The sequence below is a fragment of the Streptomyces sp. NPDC040610 genome (genome assembly GCF_055594065.1).
The window spans coordinates 378,301-397,949 of sequence record NZ_JBVIXA010000002.1; the positions used below are offsets into that span (position 1 = coordinate 378,301).

A 19,649-nucleotide genomic window follows, 5' to 3' on the forward strand; every position below is an offset into this window, starting at 1 on the left:
CGGCTCAAGACCTACCGAGTTGTTCATCAAGGAGTGCGAGAAGTTCGTCCGCCGAAGCGGTGCGCGCGTCCGGTCCGGACTTCGCGGCTTCCGTGCTGGTGTGCGCCTCGTCCCACCTGGCCACGAGCGCGCGCAGGCGTTCACCCACGGCGGTGCTCTGCTCGGCGTCCGGTGTCAGGACGGACAGCGCGGCCTCCAGGCGGTCCAGCTCCGCGTCGATGGTGGGCGTGCCCATGCCGAGCATCTGCTCCAGCACGTGTGCGGCGAGCGCCGCCGGGGTGGGATGGTCGAACACGAGCGTCGAGGGCAGGCTCAACCCGGTGGCCGAGTTGAAGACGTTGCGGAACTCGACCGCGGTGAGCGAGTCGAAGCCCAGGTCCTTGAACGCCCGGCCGGGTTCCACGGCCGTGGTGCTGTCGTAGCCGAGTACGGCGGCGACCTGCTCCCGTACCAGATCGAGTACGACGCGCTCGCGGTCCGGCACGGGCAGTGCGGCGAGCTCGGCCGACAGGTCGAGCGGCGCCGCGGCCTCGGCGGGGGCCGGGGCCCTGCGTGCGGCGGGCAGTTCCCGCAGCAGCGTGGCCGGGAGCGTGGGCGCGTACACGGTCCAGTCGATGTCCGCCACGACGAGGACCGTCGGGTCGTCCTGGCGCAGCGCCCGGTCGAGGGCGGCGATGGCCAGTTCGGGCTCGAACGGGGCGGTGCCCCGGCCGCGCAGGATCTCGGCGAGCCGCTCGCCGACCATGCCGCCGCCGCCCCACGGCCCCCACGCCACCGAGGTCGCGGCGAGGCCCTCGGCCACGCGCCGTTCGGCGAAGGCGTCGAGGAAGGCGTTGGCGGCCGCGTAGCTGCCCTGGGCGACCGCGCCGAAGGTGCCCGAGATCGAGGAGAACAGCACGAACGCCGACAGCTCCAGGTCCCGGGTCAGCTCGTCGAGGTTGACCGCGGCGTCGACCTTGGGCCGCAGCACGGTGGCGAGCCGCTCCGGGGTGAGCGCGGTGAGGACACCGTCGTCCAGGACGCCCGCGGTGTGCATGACGGCGGTGAGCGGGAACTCTTCGGGCACCGACGCGAGGAGCCGTGCCAGCGCGTCCCGGTCGGCGACGTCGCAGGCGGCGATCGTCACCTGTGCGCCGAGCGCGGTCAGTTCCGCGCGCAGTTCCTCCGCGCCGTCGGCGTCCGGTCCGCGCCTGCTGGTGAGCAGGAGGTGTTCGGCGCCCTTCGCGGCCAGCCACCTGGCGACATGCGCGCCGATGCCTCCGGTGCCGCCGGTGACGAGGACCGTGCCGGTGGGGTCCCAGTCGCCGAGGTGCCCCACGGGGGCCTGCACCAGCCTGCGGGCGAACACGCCGCCGGACCGGAGGGCGACCTGGTCCTCGTCCCGGGTGCCGGACAGGATGCCCGCGAGGCGGGCTCCGGCGCGGTCGTCCAGGGTGTCGGGCAGGTCGACGAGACCGCCCCAGCGCTCGGGTTGTTCCCGCCCGATGACGCGGCCCATGCCCCAGACCATGGCCTGCTCGGGGTCGATGGCCGTGTCGGAGCGGCCGACCGTGACGCCGCCCCGCGTCGCGTGCCACAGGGGGGCGACGAGTTCGGCGTCGCCGAGTGCCTGGACGAGGGCGAGCGTCGCGTACACGCCGCCCGACGGCAGTTCGGGGTCCAGCGCGAACAGTGACAGCACGCCCGCGACGGGCTCGTCGACGGCTAGCCGCGCCGTCAGCGCGTCCCGGTCCAGGGCCTCGCCGGCCCGGACCGGCACCACGCGGGCGCCGTGCCGGGTCAGCGCGGCGGCGACGGATTCCTCACCGGCGCCGTCCCTGCTGACCACGAGCCAGGTGCCCTTGAGCGCGGCGACGGGCTCGGGCACGGGCAGCCAGCTGACGCGGTAGCGCCAGCCGTCGATCTCGGAGTTCTCGGACTGTGCCTGCCGCCACGACGCGAGCCGGGGCAGCACCGTGCCGATCGGGTCGTCGAGGGAGACGTCCAGCTCGTCCGCGAGGTCGCCGAGGTCGCCGTCCGCCACGGCCGCCCAGAACTGCGCGTCGACGGTCCCGGTGGCGTCGCCCGTGGGGGCCGCGGCCATGGTGGGCCAGATCCGCCCGCGCCGGAAGGCGTAGGTGGGCAGGTCCACGTGCCGTCCCTCGGGCACCAGTTGGTGCCAGTCGAAGGGCAGGCCCGCCACGTACGCCTCGGCGACGGAGGCGAGGAACCGGTCGGCGTCACCGTCGTCGCGGCGCAGGGTGCCCACGACGACGGCCCGGGTGTCGGTCGCGTCCAGCGTCTCGCGTACGCCGAAGGTCAGCACGGGGTGCGGGCTGCACTCGACGAACGCGCCGATGCCCCGCTCGATCAGGCCGCGTGTGGCCTCATCGAAGCGCACGGTGTTCCGCAGGTTCTCGTACCAGTAGTCCGCGCCCACTTCGGTACCGGTCAGCCACTCCCCGGTGACGGTGGACAGCATCGGCACGCGCGCGGCCCGGGGTTCCACCCCGGCCAGCACGGTCGCCAGTTCGTCCTTGATGCGCTCGACGTGCGCCGAGTGCGACGCGTAGCTGACGGGGACGCGCCGTGCGCGGGTGCCGTCGGCGGAGCGGGCCTCGATCAGCTCGTCCAGGGCGTCGGCGTCTCCCGCCACGACCACCGAGCCGGGGCCGTTGACCGCGGCGATCGAGATCCGCCCGTCCCACTTCTCGATGTACGCGCGGGCTTCGTCGACGGTCGCCGCGAGCGACACCATGCCGCCCTGACCGGACAGCGCGAGGATGGCCTTGCTCCGCTGCGCGACGATCTTGGCGGCGTCGGCGAGGGACAGGGCGCCCGCGACATGCGCCGCGGCGATCTCGCCCTGGCTGTGCCCGACGACCGCGTCCGGCTCCACACCGTACGAACGCCACAGCGCCGCCAGCGACACCATCACCGCCCACAGTGCGGGCTGCACCATGTCGACCCGCTCCAGCGCGTCCGCGTCGGCGAGGACGTCCCACAGCGACCAGTCCACATGCGGGGCGAGCGCCTCGGCGCACGCCTCCATCGAGGCACGGAACACCGGGGAGGACTCGGCGAGCTCCGCACCCATGCCGAGCCACTGCGAGCCCTGGCCGGGGAACACGAACGCCACCTTGCCCGCGGGCCCGGCGACACCCGTGGCCACCCGCGCCGACTCGACGCCCCGGGCCACCGCCGTCGGCCCTTCGACGACCGCGGCGAGGCCGGCGAGCAGGCCGTCACGGTCCTGGCCCACGACGACCGCCCGGCTGTCGAGGGCCGACCGCGACACGGCGAGCGTCGCGGCGACGTCGCGCGGGTCGAGGTCGGGGTGTGCCGCGAGGTGGGCGCGCAGCCGGTCGGCTCCCGCGCGCAGCGCCTCGTCGTCCTTGGCCGAGACGAGCAGCGGCACCAGGGACGTGTCCGGTGCGGCGGGCCGCTCGGGGGCGTCGGTGGCGGGCGCCTGCTCGATGATGGCGTGCGCGTTGGTGCCGCTGAATCCGAACGACGACACGCCGAAGCGGCGCGGCCGGTCGGTGTCCGGCCAGTCGTGCTCCTCGGTGAGGAGCGCGACATCGCCGGTCGACCAGTCGACTTCCGGGGTGGGCTCGGCGACGTGCAGGGTCTTGGGCAGGACGCCGTGGCGCATCGCCATGACCATCTTGATGATGCCCGCGACACCGGCCGCGCCCTGCGTGTGCCCGATGTTGGACTTCACGGAGCCGAGCCACAGGGGCTCGCCGTCACGGTCCTGGCCGTAGGTGGCGAGGAGCGCCTGGGCCTCGATCGGGTCGCCCAGCTTCGTGCCGGTGCCGTGCGCCTCGACGGCGTCCACGTCGGACGCCTCCAGTCCGGCGCTCGCGAGCGCCTGGCGGATGACGCGCTGCTGCGAGGGGCCGTTGGGCGCGGTGAGGCCGTTGGACGCGCCGTCCTGGTTGATGGCGGATCCGCGCACCACCGCGAGCACCTGGTGCCCGTTGCGCTGAGCGTCGGAGAGCCGCTCCAGGACGACCGTGCCGACGCCCTCGCCCCATCCTGTGCCGTCGGCGTCGGACGAGAACGGCCTGCACCGGCCGTCGGTGGACAGGCCGCGCTGACGGCTGAACTCGATGAACGAGCCCGGTGTCGACATCACCGTCACACCGCCCGCGAGGGCCATCGAGCAGTCGCCCGTGCGCAGCGCCTGCACCGCCATGTGCAGGGCGACCAGCGACGAGGAGCAGGCGGTGTCGACCGTCACCGCGGGGCCTTCGAGGCCGAAGGCGTAGGCGACCCGGCCGGAGACGACGCTGGCCGCGTTGCCGGTGCCGATGAACCCTTCGACGGTCTCGTCGCTGCGGGTCAGGAGCAGCGTGTAGTCCTGCACGTTCGAGCCGGTGAAGACGCCGATGTCGCGCCCCCGCACCGAGCTCGGGTCGATGCCCGCGCGCTCGAACGCCTCCCAGGAGGTCTCCAGGAGAAGTCGCTGCTGCGGGTCCATGGCGAGGGCCTCGCGCGGCGAGATGCCGAAGAACGTCGGGTCGAACTGGTCGGCGTCGTAGAGGAAGGCCCCTTCCCGCGCGTAGGAGGTGCCCGCGTGGTCCGGGTCGGGGTTGTACACGGTGGCGAGGTCCCAGCCGCGGTTTCCGGGGAACTCGCCGACGGCGTCGACACCGTCGTGGACGAGGCGCCACAGGTCCTCGGGCGAGTTCACGCCGCCCGGGAACCGGCAGCTCATGGCGACGATCGCGATGGGGTCGTCGCTCACGGCGGCCACCGTGCGGGTGGCCGTCACGACGGCGGGCGCGCCGGTGAGTTCGGTGCCGAGGTGCGCGGCGAGCGCCGCCGGGGTCGGGTGGTCGAAGACCAGCGTCGCGGACAGGCGCAGCTCGGTGGCGGCGCCGAGGCGGTTGCGCAGTTCGACGGCGGTGAGCGAGTCGAAGCCGAGGTCCTTGAACGCGCGGTCGGGCACGACGGTGTGCGCCGAGCCGTGGCCGAGGACCACGGCCACGTGCTCGAGGACCACGTCGAGGAGCACCTTCTCGCGCTCGGCCCCGGTGAGGCCCGCCAGCGACCGGGCCAGCGCGGATCCGACGGCGACGCCGGACTCGGCGGTCCTGCGCGCGGTGGTGCGGACGAGGCCGCGCAGCAGGTGCGGTACGGGGTTGGTGCGGGCCTGCCGGTGCAGCGCGGGCAGGTCGAGCGGGACGGGGGCGAGGACGGCGCGCCCGGTGGTGCCCGCCGCGTCGAACAGCGCCAGGCCCTGGGCCGAGCGGAGCGGGATCACTCCGCCCCTGCTCATCCGCTTCACGTCGGCCTCGTCGAGCTGACCGCTCATGCCGCTCGCGTCCGCCCACAGGCCCCACGCCAGGGAGGTGGCGGGGAGGCCGGTGGCGCGGCGGTGCTGGGCGAGCGCGTCCAGGAAGCTGTTCGCGGCCGCATAGTTGCCCTGACCGGGGCCGCCGAGCACTCCGGCGACGGAGGAGAACAGGACGAACGCGGACAGGTCGAGGTCGCGGGTCAGCTCGTGCAGGTGCCAGGCCGCGTCGACCTTGGGGCGGAAGACGGTGTCGATGCGGTCGGGGGTCAGGGAGCCGATCACGCCGTCGTCGAGGACACCTGCGGTGTGTACGACGGCGGAGATCTCGTGCTCGGCGAGCAGGTCTGCCAGCGCGTCGCGGTCGGCGACGTCGCAGGCCGCGTACGTCACTTCGGCGCCCTGCGCGACGAGTTCGGCACGCAGTTCCTCGGCGCCTTCAGCGGCGGCCCCGCGCCTGCTCACGAGCAGGAGGTTTTGTACGCCTCGCTCCGCGACCAAGTGCCGGGCGACCAGGCCGCCGAGCGTGCCGGTGGCGCCGGTGACCAGCACCGCGCCCGAGCCGAAGCCGGGGTCGTCCACGACGGACGCGCCGACCCTCGCCAGGCGAGGGATGCGGATGTCGCCGGAACGCAGGGCGAGTTGGGGCTCGCCGGTGGCGAGCGCGGCGGGCAGCGCGTCGAGCGAGGCCGCCTCCTCGTCGAGGTCCACGAGCACGATCCGGTCGGGGTTCTCCGACTGGGCGGAGCGGACCAGGCCCCATACGGCGGCGTGCGCGAGGTTCCGTACGTCCTCGTCGGCCGTGGTGGCGAGCGCGCCGCTGGTCGCGATGGCCAGGCGTGCCGTTTCGAACCGCTCGTCGGAGAGCCAGGCCTGGACCGTCGTGAGGGCCCAGTGCGCCGCTTCGTGCGCGGCGGCGACCGGGTCGGACGTGGAGGTGGCCGGGCAGGACAGGACGGCGAAGTCGGGGAGTTCCGTCGTCCGCGCCAGTTCGTCCAGGTCGGTCCGCAGGGTCGTCGGCGAGTCGCCGTCGGGCAGCGGGGCGGATGTCCAGTCGACGCCGAACAGCGCGTCGCCGCGGTCGTCGCGGGCGAGCTGGTCGGCCGAGACCGGGCGCAGCATCAGCGAGTCCACCGTCGCGACGGGAGCACCCGCCCCGTCGGCGATCGCCAGCGTCACGCCGTCCGCCGCGTCCGTGGGCGTGAGCCGCACCCGCAGCACCGTCGCGCCCGAGGCGTGCAGCCGCACACCCCACCACGAGAACGGCAGGTGGTCGGGATCCGCGCCGTCGGTGAGGCCGATCGCGTGCAGCGTCGCGTCGAGCAGCGCCGGATGCAGACCGAAGCCGTCGGCCTTCACACCGTCCGGCAGGGCGACCTCGGCGAACACCTCGCCGCCCTTGCGCCAGGCAGCCTTCAGGCCCTGGAACACCGGCTCGTAGCCGAACCCGGCATCAGCCCTCTCGTCGTAGAAGCCCTCCAGGTCCACGACCTCGGCCCCCGCCGGAGGCCACACCTCCAGGGCAACCCCATCGGACAGACCGCCCTCGCGGAGTACGCCAACGGCATGCCGGGTCCACGCACGACCGTCCTCGACATCGCCGGAGCTGGAGCTGGAGCTGGAGCTGGAGTAGAACGTCAGCTCACGCCGACCCGACTCGTCCGACGCACCGACCCACACCTGCATCCGTACCGAACCGGACTCGGGCAGGACGAGCGGTGCTTCGAGGGTCAGCTCCTCGACCAGGTCGCAGCCGACCTGATCCCCGGCGCGCACCGCCAGTTCGGCGAACGCCGCGCCAGGCAGCAGCGCCGATCCCTGGACCACGTACTGAGCCAGCCAAGGGTGCGTCTGGATCGAGACCCGTCCGGTCAGCAGCACACCGTCCGTACCGCCGACGGCGACAGCCGCACCCAGCAACGGGTGCTCCGCCGAACCGAGTCCGATCGCTGCGGCATCACCGGTCGAGTACGACGCGTCCAGCCAGTAGCGCTCGCGCTGGAAGGCGTAGGTCGGCAGGTCGACGCGTCGCGTACCGCTGTCGAAGAAGGGCTGCCAGTCCACCTGGACGCCACGCACGTGCAGCTGTCCGGCGGCCGTCATGACCGCCACATCCTCGGGCCGCTCACCACGCAGCACCGGTACGAAGACGGCGTCCGGGGCGGACTCCTGGCCCAGCGCCGACAACGTGCCGCCGGGGCCGACCTCGACGAACGTCGCCACGCCCCCATCCGCGAGCGTGCTCACGGCATCGGCGAAGCGCACGGCCTCGCGGACGTGCCGCACCCAGTACTCGGGCGAGGCCAACTCCTCGGCGGTCGCCCGGGTGCCGGTCAGCGTCGACACGATCGGAAGCGACGGCTCCCCGTACGAGACACCTTCCAGGACCGCACGGAACTCGTCCAACATCGGTTCCATCAACGGCGAGTGGAACGCGTGGCTGACCCTGAGGCGGGTGACCTTGCGGCCCGCCTCGCGCCAGCGCTCCGCGACCGCCTCGACGTCGGCAGCCACACCGGAGACAACCACCGAGTTAGGACCATTAACCGCCGCAATACCCACCGTCTCCGGCAAGACGTCCGACGTGACCTCGGCCTCCGACGCCTGGATCGCGACCATCGCCCCGCCAGTCGGCAGCGCCTGCATCAACGCACCACGCGCGGACACCACCTTGACGGCATCAGCCAGCGACCAGACACCAGCCACATGCGCCGCTGCCAGCTCACCGATCGAGTGCCCTGCCAGCACGTCGGGCCGCACACCCCACGACTCAAGAAGCCGGAACAGCGCCACCTCGACCGCGAACAGCGCAGGCTGCGTCACCCCCGTCTCGTTCAGCGCCTCGGCATCCTCACCGAACAGCACCTCCCGCACCGACGGGTCAAACGCCGCCAACACCTCATCCAGGGCTTCCCCGAACACCGGGAAACGGGAAGCCAGTTCACGCCCCATCCCCAACCGCTGCGACCCCTGACCCGAGAACAAGAACCCCACCTGACCGGGCTCATCGGCGACGCCCATCACCACGGCGCCACTCGACTTGCCGTCGGCCATCGCAGCCAAAGCGGCCAGGAACTCATCCCGCTCACCGGCCACGACCACCGCACGGTGCTCAAGCACCGCCCGCGTCGACACCAGCGCACGACCCACGTCCGGCACGGACAGCTCGGGCGCCGCGTCCACAAGGGACTTCAGCCGCACGGCCTGCTCGCGCAGCGCGTCGGCGCTCCGGGCCGAGAGGACCCACGGCGCGATGCCGTCCGGCACCGGGGCCACGTCAGAGGTGGCCACATCCTCGGCTGCTGCCGGGGCCTGTTCGATGATGGCGTGGGCGTTGGTGCCGCTGACGCCGAACGACGACACACCGGCCCGGCGCAGGTGACCGGTCTCCGGCCACGGCTGGGTCTCCGTGAGCAGTTCGACGGCGCCCGCCGACCAGTCGACGTGCGACGACGGCGCGTCCACGTGCAGCGTGCGCGGGAGCACACCCTGCCGCATCGCCATCACCATCTTGATCACGCCCGCCACGCCGGCCGCGGCCTGGGTGTGGCCGACGTTCGACTTCACCGAGCCGAGCCACAGCGGGTCACCGGCACGGTTCTGCCCGTACGTGGCCAGGAGGGCCTGGGCCTCGATCGGGTCGCCCAGCTTGGTGCCGGTGCCGTGCGCCTCGACCGCGTCCACGTCGGACGGGGCCAGGCCCGCGCTGGCGAGCGCCTGGCGGATCACCCGCTGCTGCGAGGGACCGTTCGGGGCCGTCAGACCGTTGGACGCGCCGTCCTGATTCACCGCCGATCCGCGTACGACGGCGAGCACCTGGTGGCCGTTGCGCTCGGCGTCCGAGAGCCGCTCGACGAGCAGCATGCCGACGCCCTCGCCCCAGCCCGTGCCGTCCGCGCCCTCGGCGAACGCCTTGCACCGGCCGTCCTCCGCGAGCCCGCGCTGGCGGCTGAACTCGATGAACGCACCCGGCGTCGACATCACCGTCACACCGCCGACCAGCGCGAGCTCGCACTCGCCCTTGTTCAGCGCCTGGCCCGCGAGGTGCAGGGCGACCAGCGACGACGAGCAGGCCGTGTCCACCGTCACCGCCGGGCCCTCGAGCCCGAAGGTGTACGAGAGCCGACCGGAGATGACGCTCGCCGCGCTGCCCGTGCCCGCGTACCCCTCGGCGCTCTCCTGCGCGGCCATCAACAGCGCCGCGTAGTCCTGGCCGTTGGTGCCGACGAACACGCCCGACCGGCTGCCGCGCACCGCGTGCGGGTCGATACCGGCCCGCTCGAAGGCCTCCCACGACGTCTCAAGGAGGAGTCGCTGCTGCGGGTCCATGGCGAGGGCCTCGCGCGGCGAGATGCCGAAGAAGTCCGCGTCGAACTCGCCGACGCCGTGCAGGAATCCGCCTTCACGCGCGTAGGTCGTGCCCGCGTGGTCGGGGTCCGGGTCGTAGAGGGACTCCACGTCCCAGCCGCGGTCGGTCGGGAAGCCGGACAGCGCGTCCGTACCGGACTCGACGAGCCGCCACAGGTCCTCGGGCGACTCGACCCCGCCGGGGAAGCGGCAGCTCATGCCGACGATCGCGATCGGCTCGTCCGTCGTGGCCATCGCCGTGCCGGTGACCGTGTCGACCACGGTGACGCCCGCGAGTTCGGCGCCGAGGTGCGCGGCGAGCGCCGCGGGAGTCGGGTAGTCGAAGACGAGGGTGGCGGGCAGGGCAAGCTCGGTCGCCGCGTTGAGGTGGTTGCGCAGTTCGACGGAGCTGAGCGAGTCGAAGCCGAGGTCCTTGAACGCGCGGTCGGGCGAGACGGCACCCGCGGAGCTGTGGCCGAGCACCACGGCCACATGGCCGAGTACGAGGTCAAGGAGGGCCTTCTCCTGGTCCGCCACGCTCATTCCGGCGAGCTTGCGGGCCAGCGCCGAGCGCGCGGCGGGGCCCGATCCGGCGGTCCTGCGCGCGGCGGTGCGCACCAGGCCGCGCAGGAGGTGCGGGACGGGGTTCGTACGTGCCTGTCGGCGCAGCACACCCAGGTCCAGGGGCACCGGCACGAGCGCGGCGCGCCCGGTCGTACCCGCCGCGTCGAACAGCGCGAGCCCTTCGGCCGAGCCCAGCGGGATCATGCCGCCGTTGGTGATCCGCCGTACGTCCGACTCGTCGAGCTGGCCGCTCATGCCGCTCGCGTCCGCCCACAGGCCCCACGCCAGCGAGGTCGCGGGCAGCCCGGCGGCCCGGCGGTGGTGCGCCAGCGCGTCGAGGAAGGCGTTCGCCGCCGCGTAGTTGCCCTGACCGGCGGCGCCGAGCGTGCCCGACACCGACGAGAACAGGACGAAGGCGGACAGGTCGAGGTCGCGGGTCAGCTCGTGCAGGTGCCAGGCCGCGTCGACCTTGGGCCGGAACACGGTGTCGATCCGGTCCGCGGTGAGCGAGCCGATCGTGGCGTCGTCGAGGACACCTGCGGTGTGTACGACGGCGGAGATCTCGTGCTCGGCGAGCAGGTCGGCGACGGCGTCGCGGTCGGCGACGTCGCAGGCCGCGTACGTCACCTCAGCGCCCTGCGCGGCGAGTTCGGCACGCAGTTCCTCGGCGCCCTCGGCCGCGATGCCACGCCTGCTGACCAGGAGCAGGTTGCGTACGCCTCGCTCCGCGACCAGGTGCCGGGCGAGCAGACCGCCCAGCGTGCCGGTGGCGCCGGTGACCAGCACCGCGCCCGAACCGAAGCCGGGATCGTCCACCACGGACCGCTCGGCCCTCGCCAGGCGCGGCACGCTGGTACGTCCGGCGCGCACGGCGAGTTGGGGTTCGCCGGTGGCGAGCGCGGCGGGCAGCGCGTCGAGCGAGGCCGCCTCGTCGTCGAGGTCCACGAGCACGATCCGGTCGGGGTTCTCCGACTGGGCGGAGCGGACCAGGCCCCACACGGCCGCCTGTGCGACATCGCGTACAGCCTCGTCGGCCGTGGTGGCGAGTGCGCCCTTGGTCACGACGACCAGGCGCGCCGCGTCGAAGCTCTCGTCCGTCAGCCACGTCCGGACCACGTCCAGCGCCCAGTGCGCCGCCTCGTGCGCCGAGGCCACCGGGTCGGACCCGGACGTGACGGGGCACGACACGACCACGTAGTCGGGCAGTTCCGCCGACGGCGCCAGCGTCTGCGCGTCGGTCCACTCGGTCGTCGGTGCGGCGCCTTCAGGCAGGGGTACGGACACCCAGTCGACGCCGAACAGTGACTCCCCGTCCTGCCGCGACAGCGTCTCCGGCATCGGGCGCAGCACGAGCGAGTCCACCGTCGCGACGGGAGCACCCGCCCCGTCGGCGATCGCCAGCGTCACGCCGTCCGCCGTGTCCGTGGGCGTGAGCCGCACCCGCAGCACCGTCGCGCCCGAGGCGTGCAGCCGCACACCGGACCACGCGAACGGCAATTCGCCAGCGCCATCGGCACCTGTGCCGTCGGTGAGGCCGATCGTGTGCAGGGTCGCGTCGAGCAGTGCCGGATGCAGACCAAAGCCGTCGGTCTGCACACCCTCGGGCAGCGCGACCTCGGCGAACACCTCGCCGCCCTTGCGCCAGGCGGCCTTCAGGCCCTGGAACACCGGCCCGTAGCCGAACCCGGCGTCAGCCCTCTCGTCGTAGAACCCCTCCAGGTCCACGACCTCGGCCCCCGCCGGAGGCCACGCCTCCAGGGAGACTTCACCAGAGAGGCCGCCCTCCCCCAGCACACCGACGGCATGCCGGGTCCACGCACGGCCGTCCTCGACATCGCCGGAGCTGGAGTAGAAGGTCAGCTCACGCCGACCCGACTCATCCGACGCACCGACCCACACCTGTACCCGTACCGAGCCGTCCGAAGGCAGGACGAGCGGCGCCTCCAGCGTCAGCTCCTCCACCAGGTCGCAGCCGACCTGGTCCCCGGCACGCACCGCCAGCTCGACGAACGCCGAACCCGGCAGCAGCGCCGAACCCTGGACCACGTACTCACCCAGCCACGGGTGCGTCTGAACCGACAGCCGTCCGGTCAGCAGCACACCGTCCGTCCCGCCGACAGCGACAGCCGCACCCAGCAACGGGTGCTCCGCCGAACCGAGCCCGGCCGCCGTGACATCGCCGGTCGGCGCCAGGGCCTCGGGCCAGAACCGCTCATGCTGGAAGGCGTACGTCGGCAGGTCCACACGGCGTGCGCCGCGACCGGCGAAGAACGCCTCCCACGCGACCTGGACACCGCGCACGTGCAGTTGCCCGGCGGCCGTCGTGGCCGCCACGTCCTCCGGGCGCTCACCGCGCAGCACCGGTACGAAGACGGCGTCCGGGGCGGACTCCTGGCCCAGCGCCGACAGCGCCCCGCCCGGGCCCACCTCGACGAACGTCGCCACACCCTCGGCAGCCAGAGCGCCCACGGCGTCGGCGAAACGCACGGCCTCGCGCACATGGCGGACCCAGTAGTCGGGCGAACCCAACTCCTCGGCCGACGCCTTCGTGCCGGTCAGCGTCGACACGATCGGAAGCGACGGCTGCCCGTACGACACGCCTTCCAGGACCGCACGGAACTCGTCCAACATCGGGTCCATCAGGGGTGAATGGAACGCATGGCTCACCTTGAGCCGGGTCGCCTTGCGGCCCGCCTCACGCCAGCGCTCGGCGACCGCGTCGACATCGGCAGCCACACCGGAGACAACCACCGAGTTAGGACCATTAACCGCCGCTATACCCACCGTATCCGGCAAGACGTCAGAGCTGACCTCAGCCTCGGAGGCCTGGATCGCGACCATCGCGCCACCCTCAGGCAACGCCTGCATCAACGCACCCCGCGCCGACACGACCTTGACGGCATCCGACAGCGACCACACCCCGGCCACATGGGCAGCAGCCAGCTCACCGATGGAGTGCCCCGCCAGCAGGTCGGGCCGCACACCCCACGACTCAAGCAAGCGGAACAACGCCACCTCGACCGCGAACAACGCAGGCTGCGTCACCCCGGTCTCATTCAGCGCCTCGGCATCCCCACCGAACAGAACGCCACGTACCGACGGACCGAACTCACCCAGGACCTCATCCAGCGCCTCCGCGAACACCGGGAAACGGGCCGCCAGTTCACGCCCCATCCCCAACCGCTGCGACCCCTGACCCGAGAACAAGAACCCCACCCGGCCGGGCTCATCGGCGACACCCGTCACCACCGCACCGGTCACCTGGCCCTCGGCCACCGCAGCCAGAGCCGCCAGGAACTCGTCCCGCTCACCGGCCACGATCACCGCGCGGTGGTCCAACGCCGACCGCGTCGTGGCGAGCGAGTGGCCGACGTCGGCGAGCGCGTGCTCGCCGACGACGGACCTCAACCGCTCGGCCTGACCCCGCAGAGCGTCCTCGCCGCGCGCCGAAAGCACCCACGGCACGACGCCGAGGCCGTCGGTCACCGGCTCCGGTGCCTCCACCGGCTCCATCGGCTCCACGGCAGGGGCCTGCTCGACAATGACGTGCGCGTTCGTGCCACTGAAGCCGAACGACGACACACCGGCACGCCACGGCTGGCCCGTCTCCGGCCACGAGCGCGTCTCCGCCAGGAGTTCCACCGCGCCGGCCGACCAGTCGACGTGCGGCGACGGCGCGTCCACGTGCAGCGTCTGCGGCAGCACACCGTGCCGCATCGCCATCACCATCTTGATCACGCCCGCCACACCTGCGGCGGCCTGCGTGTGCCCGATGTTCGACTTGATCGACCCCAGCCACAGCGGCTCGCCGTCGCGGTCCTGCCCATACGTGGCCAGGAGGGCCTGGGCCTCGATCGGGTCGCCCAGCGTCGTACCCGTGCCGTGCGCCTCCACCGCGTCCACCTCGGACGCGGTCAGGCCCGAGCTGGCCAGGGCCTGGCGGATCACCCGCTGCTGCGAGGGACCGTTCGGAGCCGTCAGACCGTTCGAAGCGCCGTCCTGGTTGACGGCCGAGCCCCGCACCACCGCGAGCACCTGGTGACCGTTGCGCCGGGCGTCCGAGAGCCGCTCGACGAAGAGCATGCCGATGCCCTCGCCCCAGCCCGTGCCGTCTGCGGCGGCCGCGAAGGCCTTGCACCGGCCGTCGAGCGAAAGGCCGCGCTGGCGGCTGAACTCGATGAACGAGCCCGGCGTCGACATCACCGTCACACCGCCCGCGAGCGCCAGCGAGCACTCGCCCGAGCGCAGGGCCTGGATGGCCAGGTGCAGGGCGACGAGCGAGGACGAGCAGGCGGTGTCGACGGTGACGGCGGGGCCTTCGAAGCCGTACGTGTACGAGAGTCGGCCGGAGGCCACGCTGGCCGCGTTGCCGGTCGCCGCGTAGCCGCCCACGTCCTCGGCCGCACCGCCGAGTACCTGCCCGTAGTCCTGCATGTTCGAGCCCACGAACACGCCGACGCTCTCACCGCGCAGCGAGGCCGGGTCGACGCCCGCCCGCTCGAAGACCTCCCAGGAGGTCTCCAGGAGGAGTCGCTGCTGCGGGTCCATGGCCAGCGCTTCGCGCGGGGAGATCCCGAAGAAGCCCGCGTCGAAGCCGCTCACGTCCGACAGGAACGCGCCCGAGCGGAGGTAGGTGGTGCCGACGGCGTCCGGGTCGGGGTCGTACAGCGCCTCCACGTCCCAGCCACGGTCGGCCGGGAAGTCCGTCACGGCGTCGCCGCCGGACAGGAGCATCTGCCACAGCTCCTCCGGGCTGGACACACCCCCGGGGAACCGGCAGCTCATGCCGACGATCGCGATCGGCTCGTCGGTGGCGGTGGTGGAGCCGGTGGCCGGAGTGGTGGAGGCGGTGACGCCCGCGCCGGACAGTTCGGTACGCAGGTACGCGGCCAGAACGGCGGCCGTCGGGTAGTCGAAGACCAACGTCGCGGGCAGGGCAAGGCCTGTCGCCTCGCTGAGGCGGGCGCGCAGTTCGACAGCCGTCAGCGAGTCGAAGCCCAGGTCCCGGAAGGCGCGGGTCGCGGAGAACGCGTCCCCGGAGACGTGGCCGAGCACCGCAGCGGCCTCGTACCGCACCAGGTCGGTGAGCTGCCGCTCCTGCTCGGCCTCGTCCAGACCGGCCAGGCGCTGCGCCAGCGCCGACGTGCCCTGCTCCGCCGGAGCGGTGGCGAACGCGGCCTGCACCTCCGGCAGTTCGGCCAGCAGGGGGCTGGGGCGCTGGGCCATGAAGGTGCCCGCGAACCGCTCCCAGTCGATGTCGGCGACGACGATGTTCCCGTCGCCGCGCTCCAGCACCGTGGCCAGACCGGCGATCGCCACCACGGGAGCCATCGAGTTCAGACCCCGGCGGCGCAGCTGCGCCGCCGCGTCGTGACCGGAGTTCGCGACCATGCCGCCGTCGGCCCACGGGCCCCAGGCGACCGCCGTCGCGGGCAGCCCCGCGGCCCGGCGGTGCTCGGCCAGGGCATCGAGGTAGGCGTTGGCGGCCGCGTACGCGCCCTGACCACCGCTCCCCCACACGCCCGCGATGGACGAGAACAGCACGAACGCGTCCAGCGGCGTGTCGCCCAGGAGTTCGTGCAGGTTCCGGGCGCCGTCGACCTTCGCCGCAAGGACGTCGGCGAAGTCGGTGAGGTCGGTCGGGTCGAGGTCGGCGAGGGCGCCCGAGCGCTCGATGCCCGCCGCGTGCACGACGGCGGTGAGCGGGAACTCGTCGGGCACGGAGGCGAGTACGTCCGCCAGCGCGTCCCGGTCGGCGGCGTCACAGGCAGCGATGGTGACGCGCGCGCCGAGCGTGGTCAGCTCCGCGCACAGTTCCTCGGCGCCGTCGGCGTCCAGGCCGCGCCTGCTGGTCAGCAGCAGGTGCTCGGCGCCCTTCGCCACCAGCCACCTGGCGACGTGTGCGCCGAGCGCGCCGGTGCCGCCGGTCACCAGGACCGTGCCACGCGGCGACCAGCCCTCCGGGGCGGCGCCACTCAGCGGTGCGGGCACCAGCCTGCGGCCGAGCACCGCGTCACCGCGCACCGCGACCTGGTCTTCCCCACCCGTACCGGCGAGGACCGAGACCAGCAGCTCACCGGCCGCCTCGTCCGGCGCCGCCGGTACGTCGACCAGACCGCCCCAGCGGCCCGGCTGCTCCAGCGCGGCCACGCGGCCCAGGCCCCACAGCAGCGACTGCTCGAACCCGGCGACGGCGTCACCCTCGACCGCCGCCACCGCGCCCGACGTCAGGCACCACAGCGGCGCGGACGCGTCCGCGTCACCCAGCGCCCGCAGCAGGCCGATCGTGGCCGTGACGCCCGTGGGCACGGGCGATTCCCCCGCGTCGGCGAACCCGAGCAGCGAGACGACCCCGTCAAGCGCGGGCAGCTCGCTCAGCCGCTCCGTCCAGTCCACTGCCTCCGGGTCCACGTCCAGGACGTGGACGTCCGCACCCTGGCGGGCGAGCGACTCGCGAACCCAGTCCGCGCGCTCCTCCCCCGTGGGCGCCACGACCAGCCAGGCGCCGCCCAGTTGGCTGCTCCCGGCGGTGACCGGGCTCCAGTCGACGCGGTAGCGCCAGCCGTCCACGGTGGCCCGGCCCTGCTGCTCCGTGCGCCAGGCCGACAGCATGGGCAGCACGGCGCTCAGCGGGTCGTCCGACGACACGTTCAGCATGCGGGCCAGGTCGGCGAGGTCACCCTCCGCGATGGCCTCCCAGAACCTCGCCTCGACCGGCGACATCCGCTCGGTGCGCGCGTCGGTGGGCAGGTCGAGCCAGAAGCGCTCGCGCTGGAACGCGTACGTCGGCAGCTCCACCCGCCGGGCGCCGCTGCCGTCGAAGCGGGCGGTCCAGTCGACCGGCACGCCCTGCGTGTGCAGCGCGGCGACCGTGGTGACGAACGCGTTCTCCTCGGGCCGGTCCGTACGCAGCGCGGGCAGGAACACCGCCTCGGGGGCGCTGCCCAGGCCGAGCGCGGACAGCGTCCCGCCCGGGCCGACCTCCACGAACACGTCGGCGCCCTGCTCGCGCAGCGCCACGACCGCGTCGGCGAAGCGCACGGACTCGCGCACGTGCCGCACCCAGTAGTCCGGGGAGGTCAACTCCTCGGTGGTGGCCAACTGTCCCGTGAGCGTCGACACGATGGGGATCTCGGGCGCGTCGTACGACACGCCCTCCAGGACCGCGCGGAAGTCCTCCAGCATCGGGTCCATGAGCGGTGAGTGGAACGCGTGGCTGACCTTGAGCCGGGTCGCCTTGCGGCCCGCCTCACGCCAACGGTCAGCGACCGCCTCGACATCAGCAGCCACACCGGAAATGACGACAGAGTTAGGACCATTAACCGCCGCAATACCCACCGACTCCGGCAAGCCCTCGGAAGAGACCTCAACCTCCGACGCCTGAATCGCGACCATCGCGCCACCGGACGGCAGCGCCTGCATCAGGGCACCGCGCGCGGACACGACCTTCACCGCGTCAGCCAGCGACCACACGCCCGAGACGTACGCGGCAGCAAGCTCACCGATGGAGTGCCCCGCCATCAGGTCGGGCCGCACACCCCACGACTCCAGCAGCCGGAACAGCGCGACCTCGACCGCGAACAGCGCGGGCTGCGTCACCCCGGTCTCGTTCAGCGCGTCGGCATCCTCACCGAACAGAACGCCACGTACCGACGGACCGAACTCACCCAGGACATCATCCAGGGCCTCCGCGAACACCGGGAAACGGGCCGCCAGTTCACGCCCCATCCCCAACCGCTGCGACCCCTGCCCCGAGAACAGGAAGCCCAGCAGGCCGCTGCCCGTGGAGCCCGTGACCAGGCCGGGGGTCTGCCTGTCCTCGGCCAGGGCCGTGAGGGCGGTGAGGCGGGTCTCGTGGTCGTCCGCGACCACCACGGCGCGGTGTTCGAGGGCCGCCCGGGTCGTGGCGAGGGAGAAGCCGATGTCCACGGGGTCGAGGCCGGTCACGTGGGCGCGGAGCCGTTCGGCCTGGCGGCGCAGGGCTTCGGGGCTGCGGGCCGAGAGGACCCACGGCACGAGGCCGTCGCGCGCCGGCTTTGGGGTCTCGTCCTGCTCGACGGCGGGGGCCTGCTCGATGATGGCGTGGGCGTTGGTGCCGCTCACGCCGAAGGACGACACTCCGGCCCGGCGGGGCTGGCCGGTCTCGGGCCACGGCCGGGCCTCCGTGAGGAGTTCGACGGCGCCCGCGGACCAGTCGACGTGGGTCGAGGGCTCGTCGACGTGCAGGGTCTTGGGCAGGACGCCGTGGCGCATCGCCATGACCATCTTGATGATGCCCGCGACACCGGCGGCGGCCTGGGTGTGGCCGACGTTGGACTTCACGGAGCCGAGCCACAGGGGCTCGCCGCCGCGGCCCTGGCCGTAGGTGGCGAGGAGCGCCTGGGCCTCGATCGGGTCGCCCAGCTTCGTGCCGGTGCCGTGCGCCTCGATGGCGTCGATGTCGGAGGCGGCCAGGCCCGCGCTCTCCAGGGCCTGGCGGATGACGCGCTGCTGGGAGGGGCCGTTGGGGGCGGTGAGGCCGTTGGACGCGCCGTCCTGGTTGACCGCGGAGCCGCGCACGACCGCGAGGATCCGGTGGCCGTTGCGCTCGGCGTCGGACAGACGCTCCACGAGGAGCATGCCGACGCCCTCGCCCCAGCCGGTGCCGTCGGCCGCGTCGGCGAAGGCCTTGCAGCGGCCGTCCACGGAGAGGCCGCGCTGACGGCTGAACTCCACGAAGGAGGCCGGGGTCGACATCACCGTCACACCGCCGACCAGCGCCAGTTCGCACTCGCCCTTGCGCAGGGACTGGGCCGCCAGGTGCAGGGCGACGAGGGACGACGAGCAGGCCGTGTCCACGGTGACGGCCGGGCCTTCGAGGCCGAAGGTGTAGGACAGGCGGCCGGAGATGACACTCGCCGAGATGCCGGTGCCGATGTAGCCCTCGACTGTTTCCTGCGCGGCCATCAGCAGCGCCGCGTAGTCCTGGCCGTTGGTGCCGACGAACACGCCGGAGCGGCTGCCCCGCAGCGACTGCGGGTCGATGCCCGCACGCTCGAAGGCCTCCCAGGAGGTTTCGAGGAGCAGCCGCTGCTGCGGGTCCATCGCCAAGGCCTCGCGCGGCGAGATCCCGAAGAGCGTCGGGTCAAACTCCGCGGCGCGGTCGAGGAAGGCGCCCTTGCGGCTGTAGGTGGTACCGGAGCGGTCGGGGTCGGGGTCGTAGAGGGACTCCACGTCCCAGCCGCGGTCGGACGGGAAGTCCGCCACCGCGTCCGTACCGGACTCGACCAGCTGCCACAGTCCCTCGGGCGACTCGACGCCGCCGGGGAAACGGCAGCTCATGCCGACGATCGCGAGGGGCTCGCCGGCCTTCTCCTCGACCTCGCGCAGCCGTTGCTTGGTCTGCCGCAGATCCGTGGTGACGCGCTTCAGGTAGTCGAGGACCTTGTCGTCGTTCGACATGTGCTTTGTTACCCCT

General features: G+C 73.1%; 1 protein-coding gene. It reads right to left on the reverse strand.

The genetic code is table 11. The features are described from left to right. Positions 1 to 4: 4 nt before the first annotated feature. Positions 5 to 19,633: a type I polyketide synthase gene (locus ACZ6AA_RS08415; RefSeq protein WP_471456950.1), complete on the reverse strand. Its 19,629-nt coding sequence runs from the start codon at positions 19,631 to 19,633 to the stop codon at positions 5 to 7. Positions 19,634 to 19,649 lie beyond the last annotated feature (16 nt).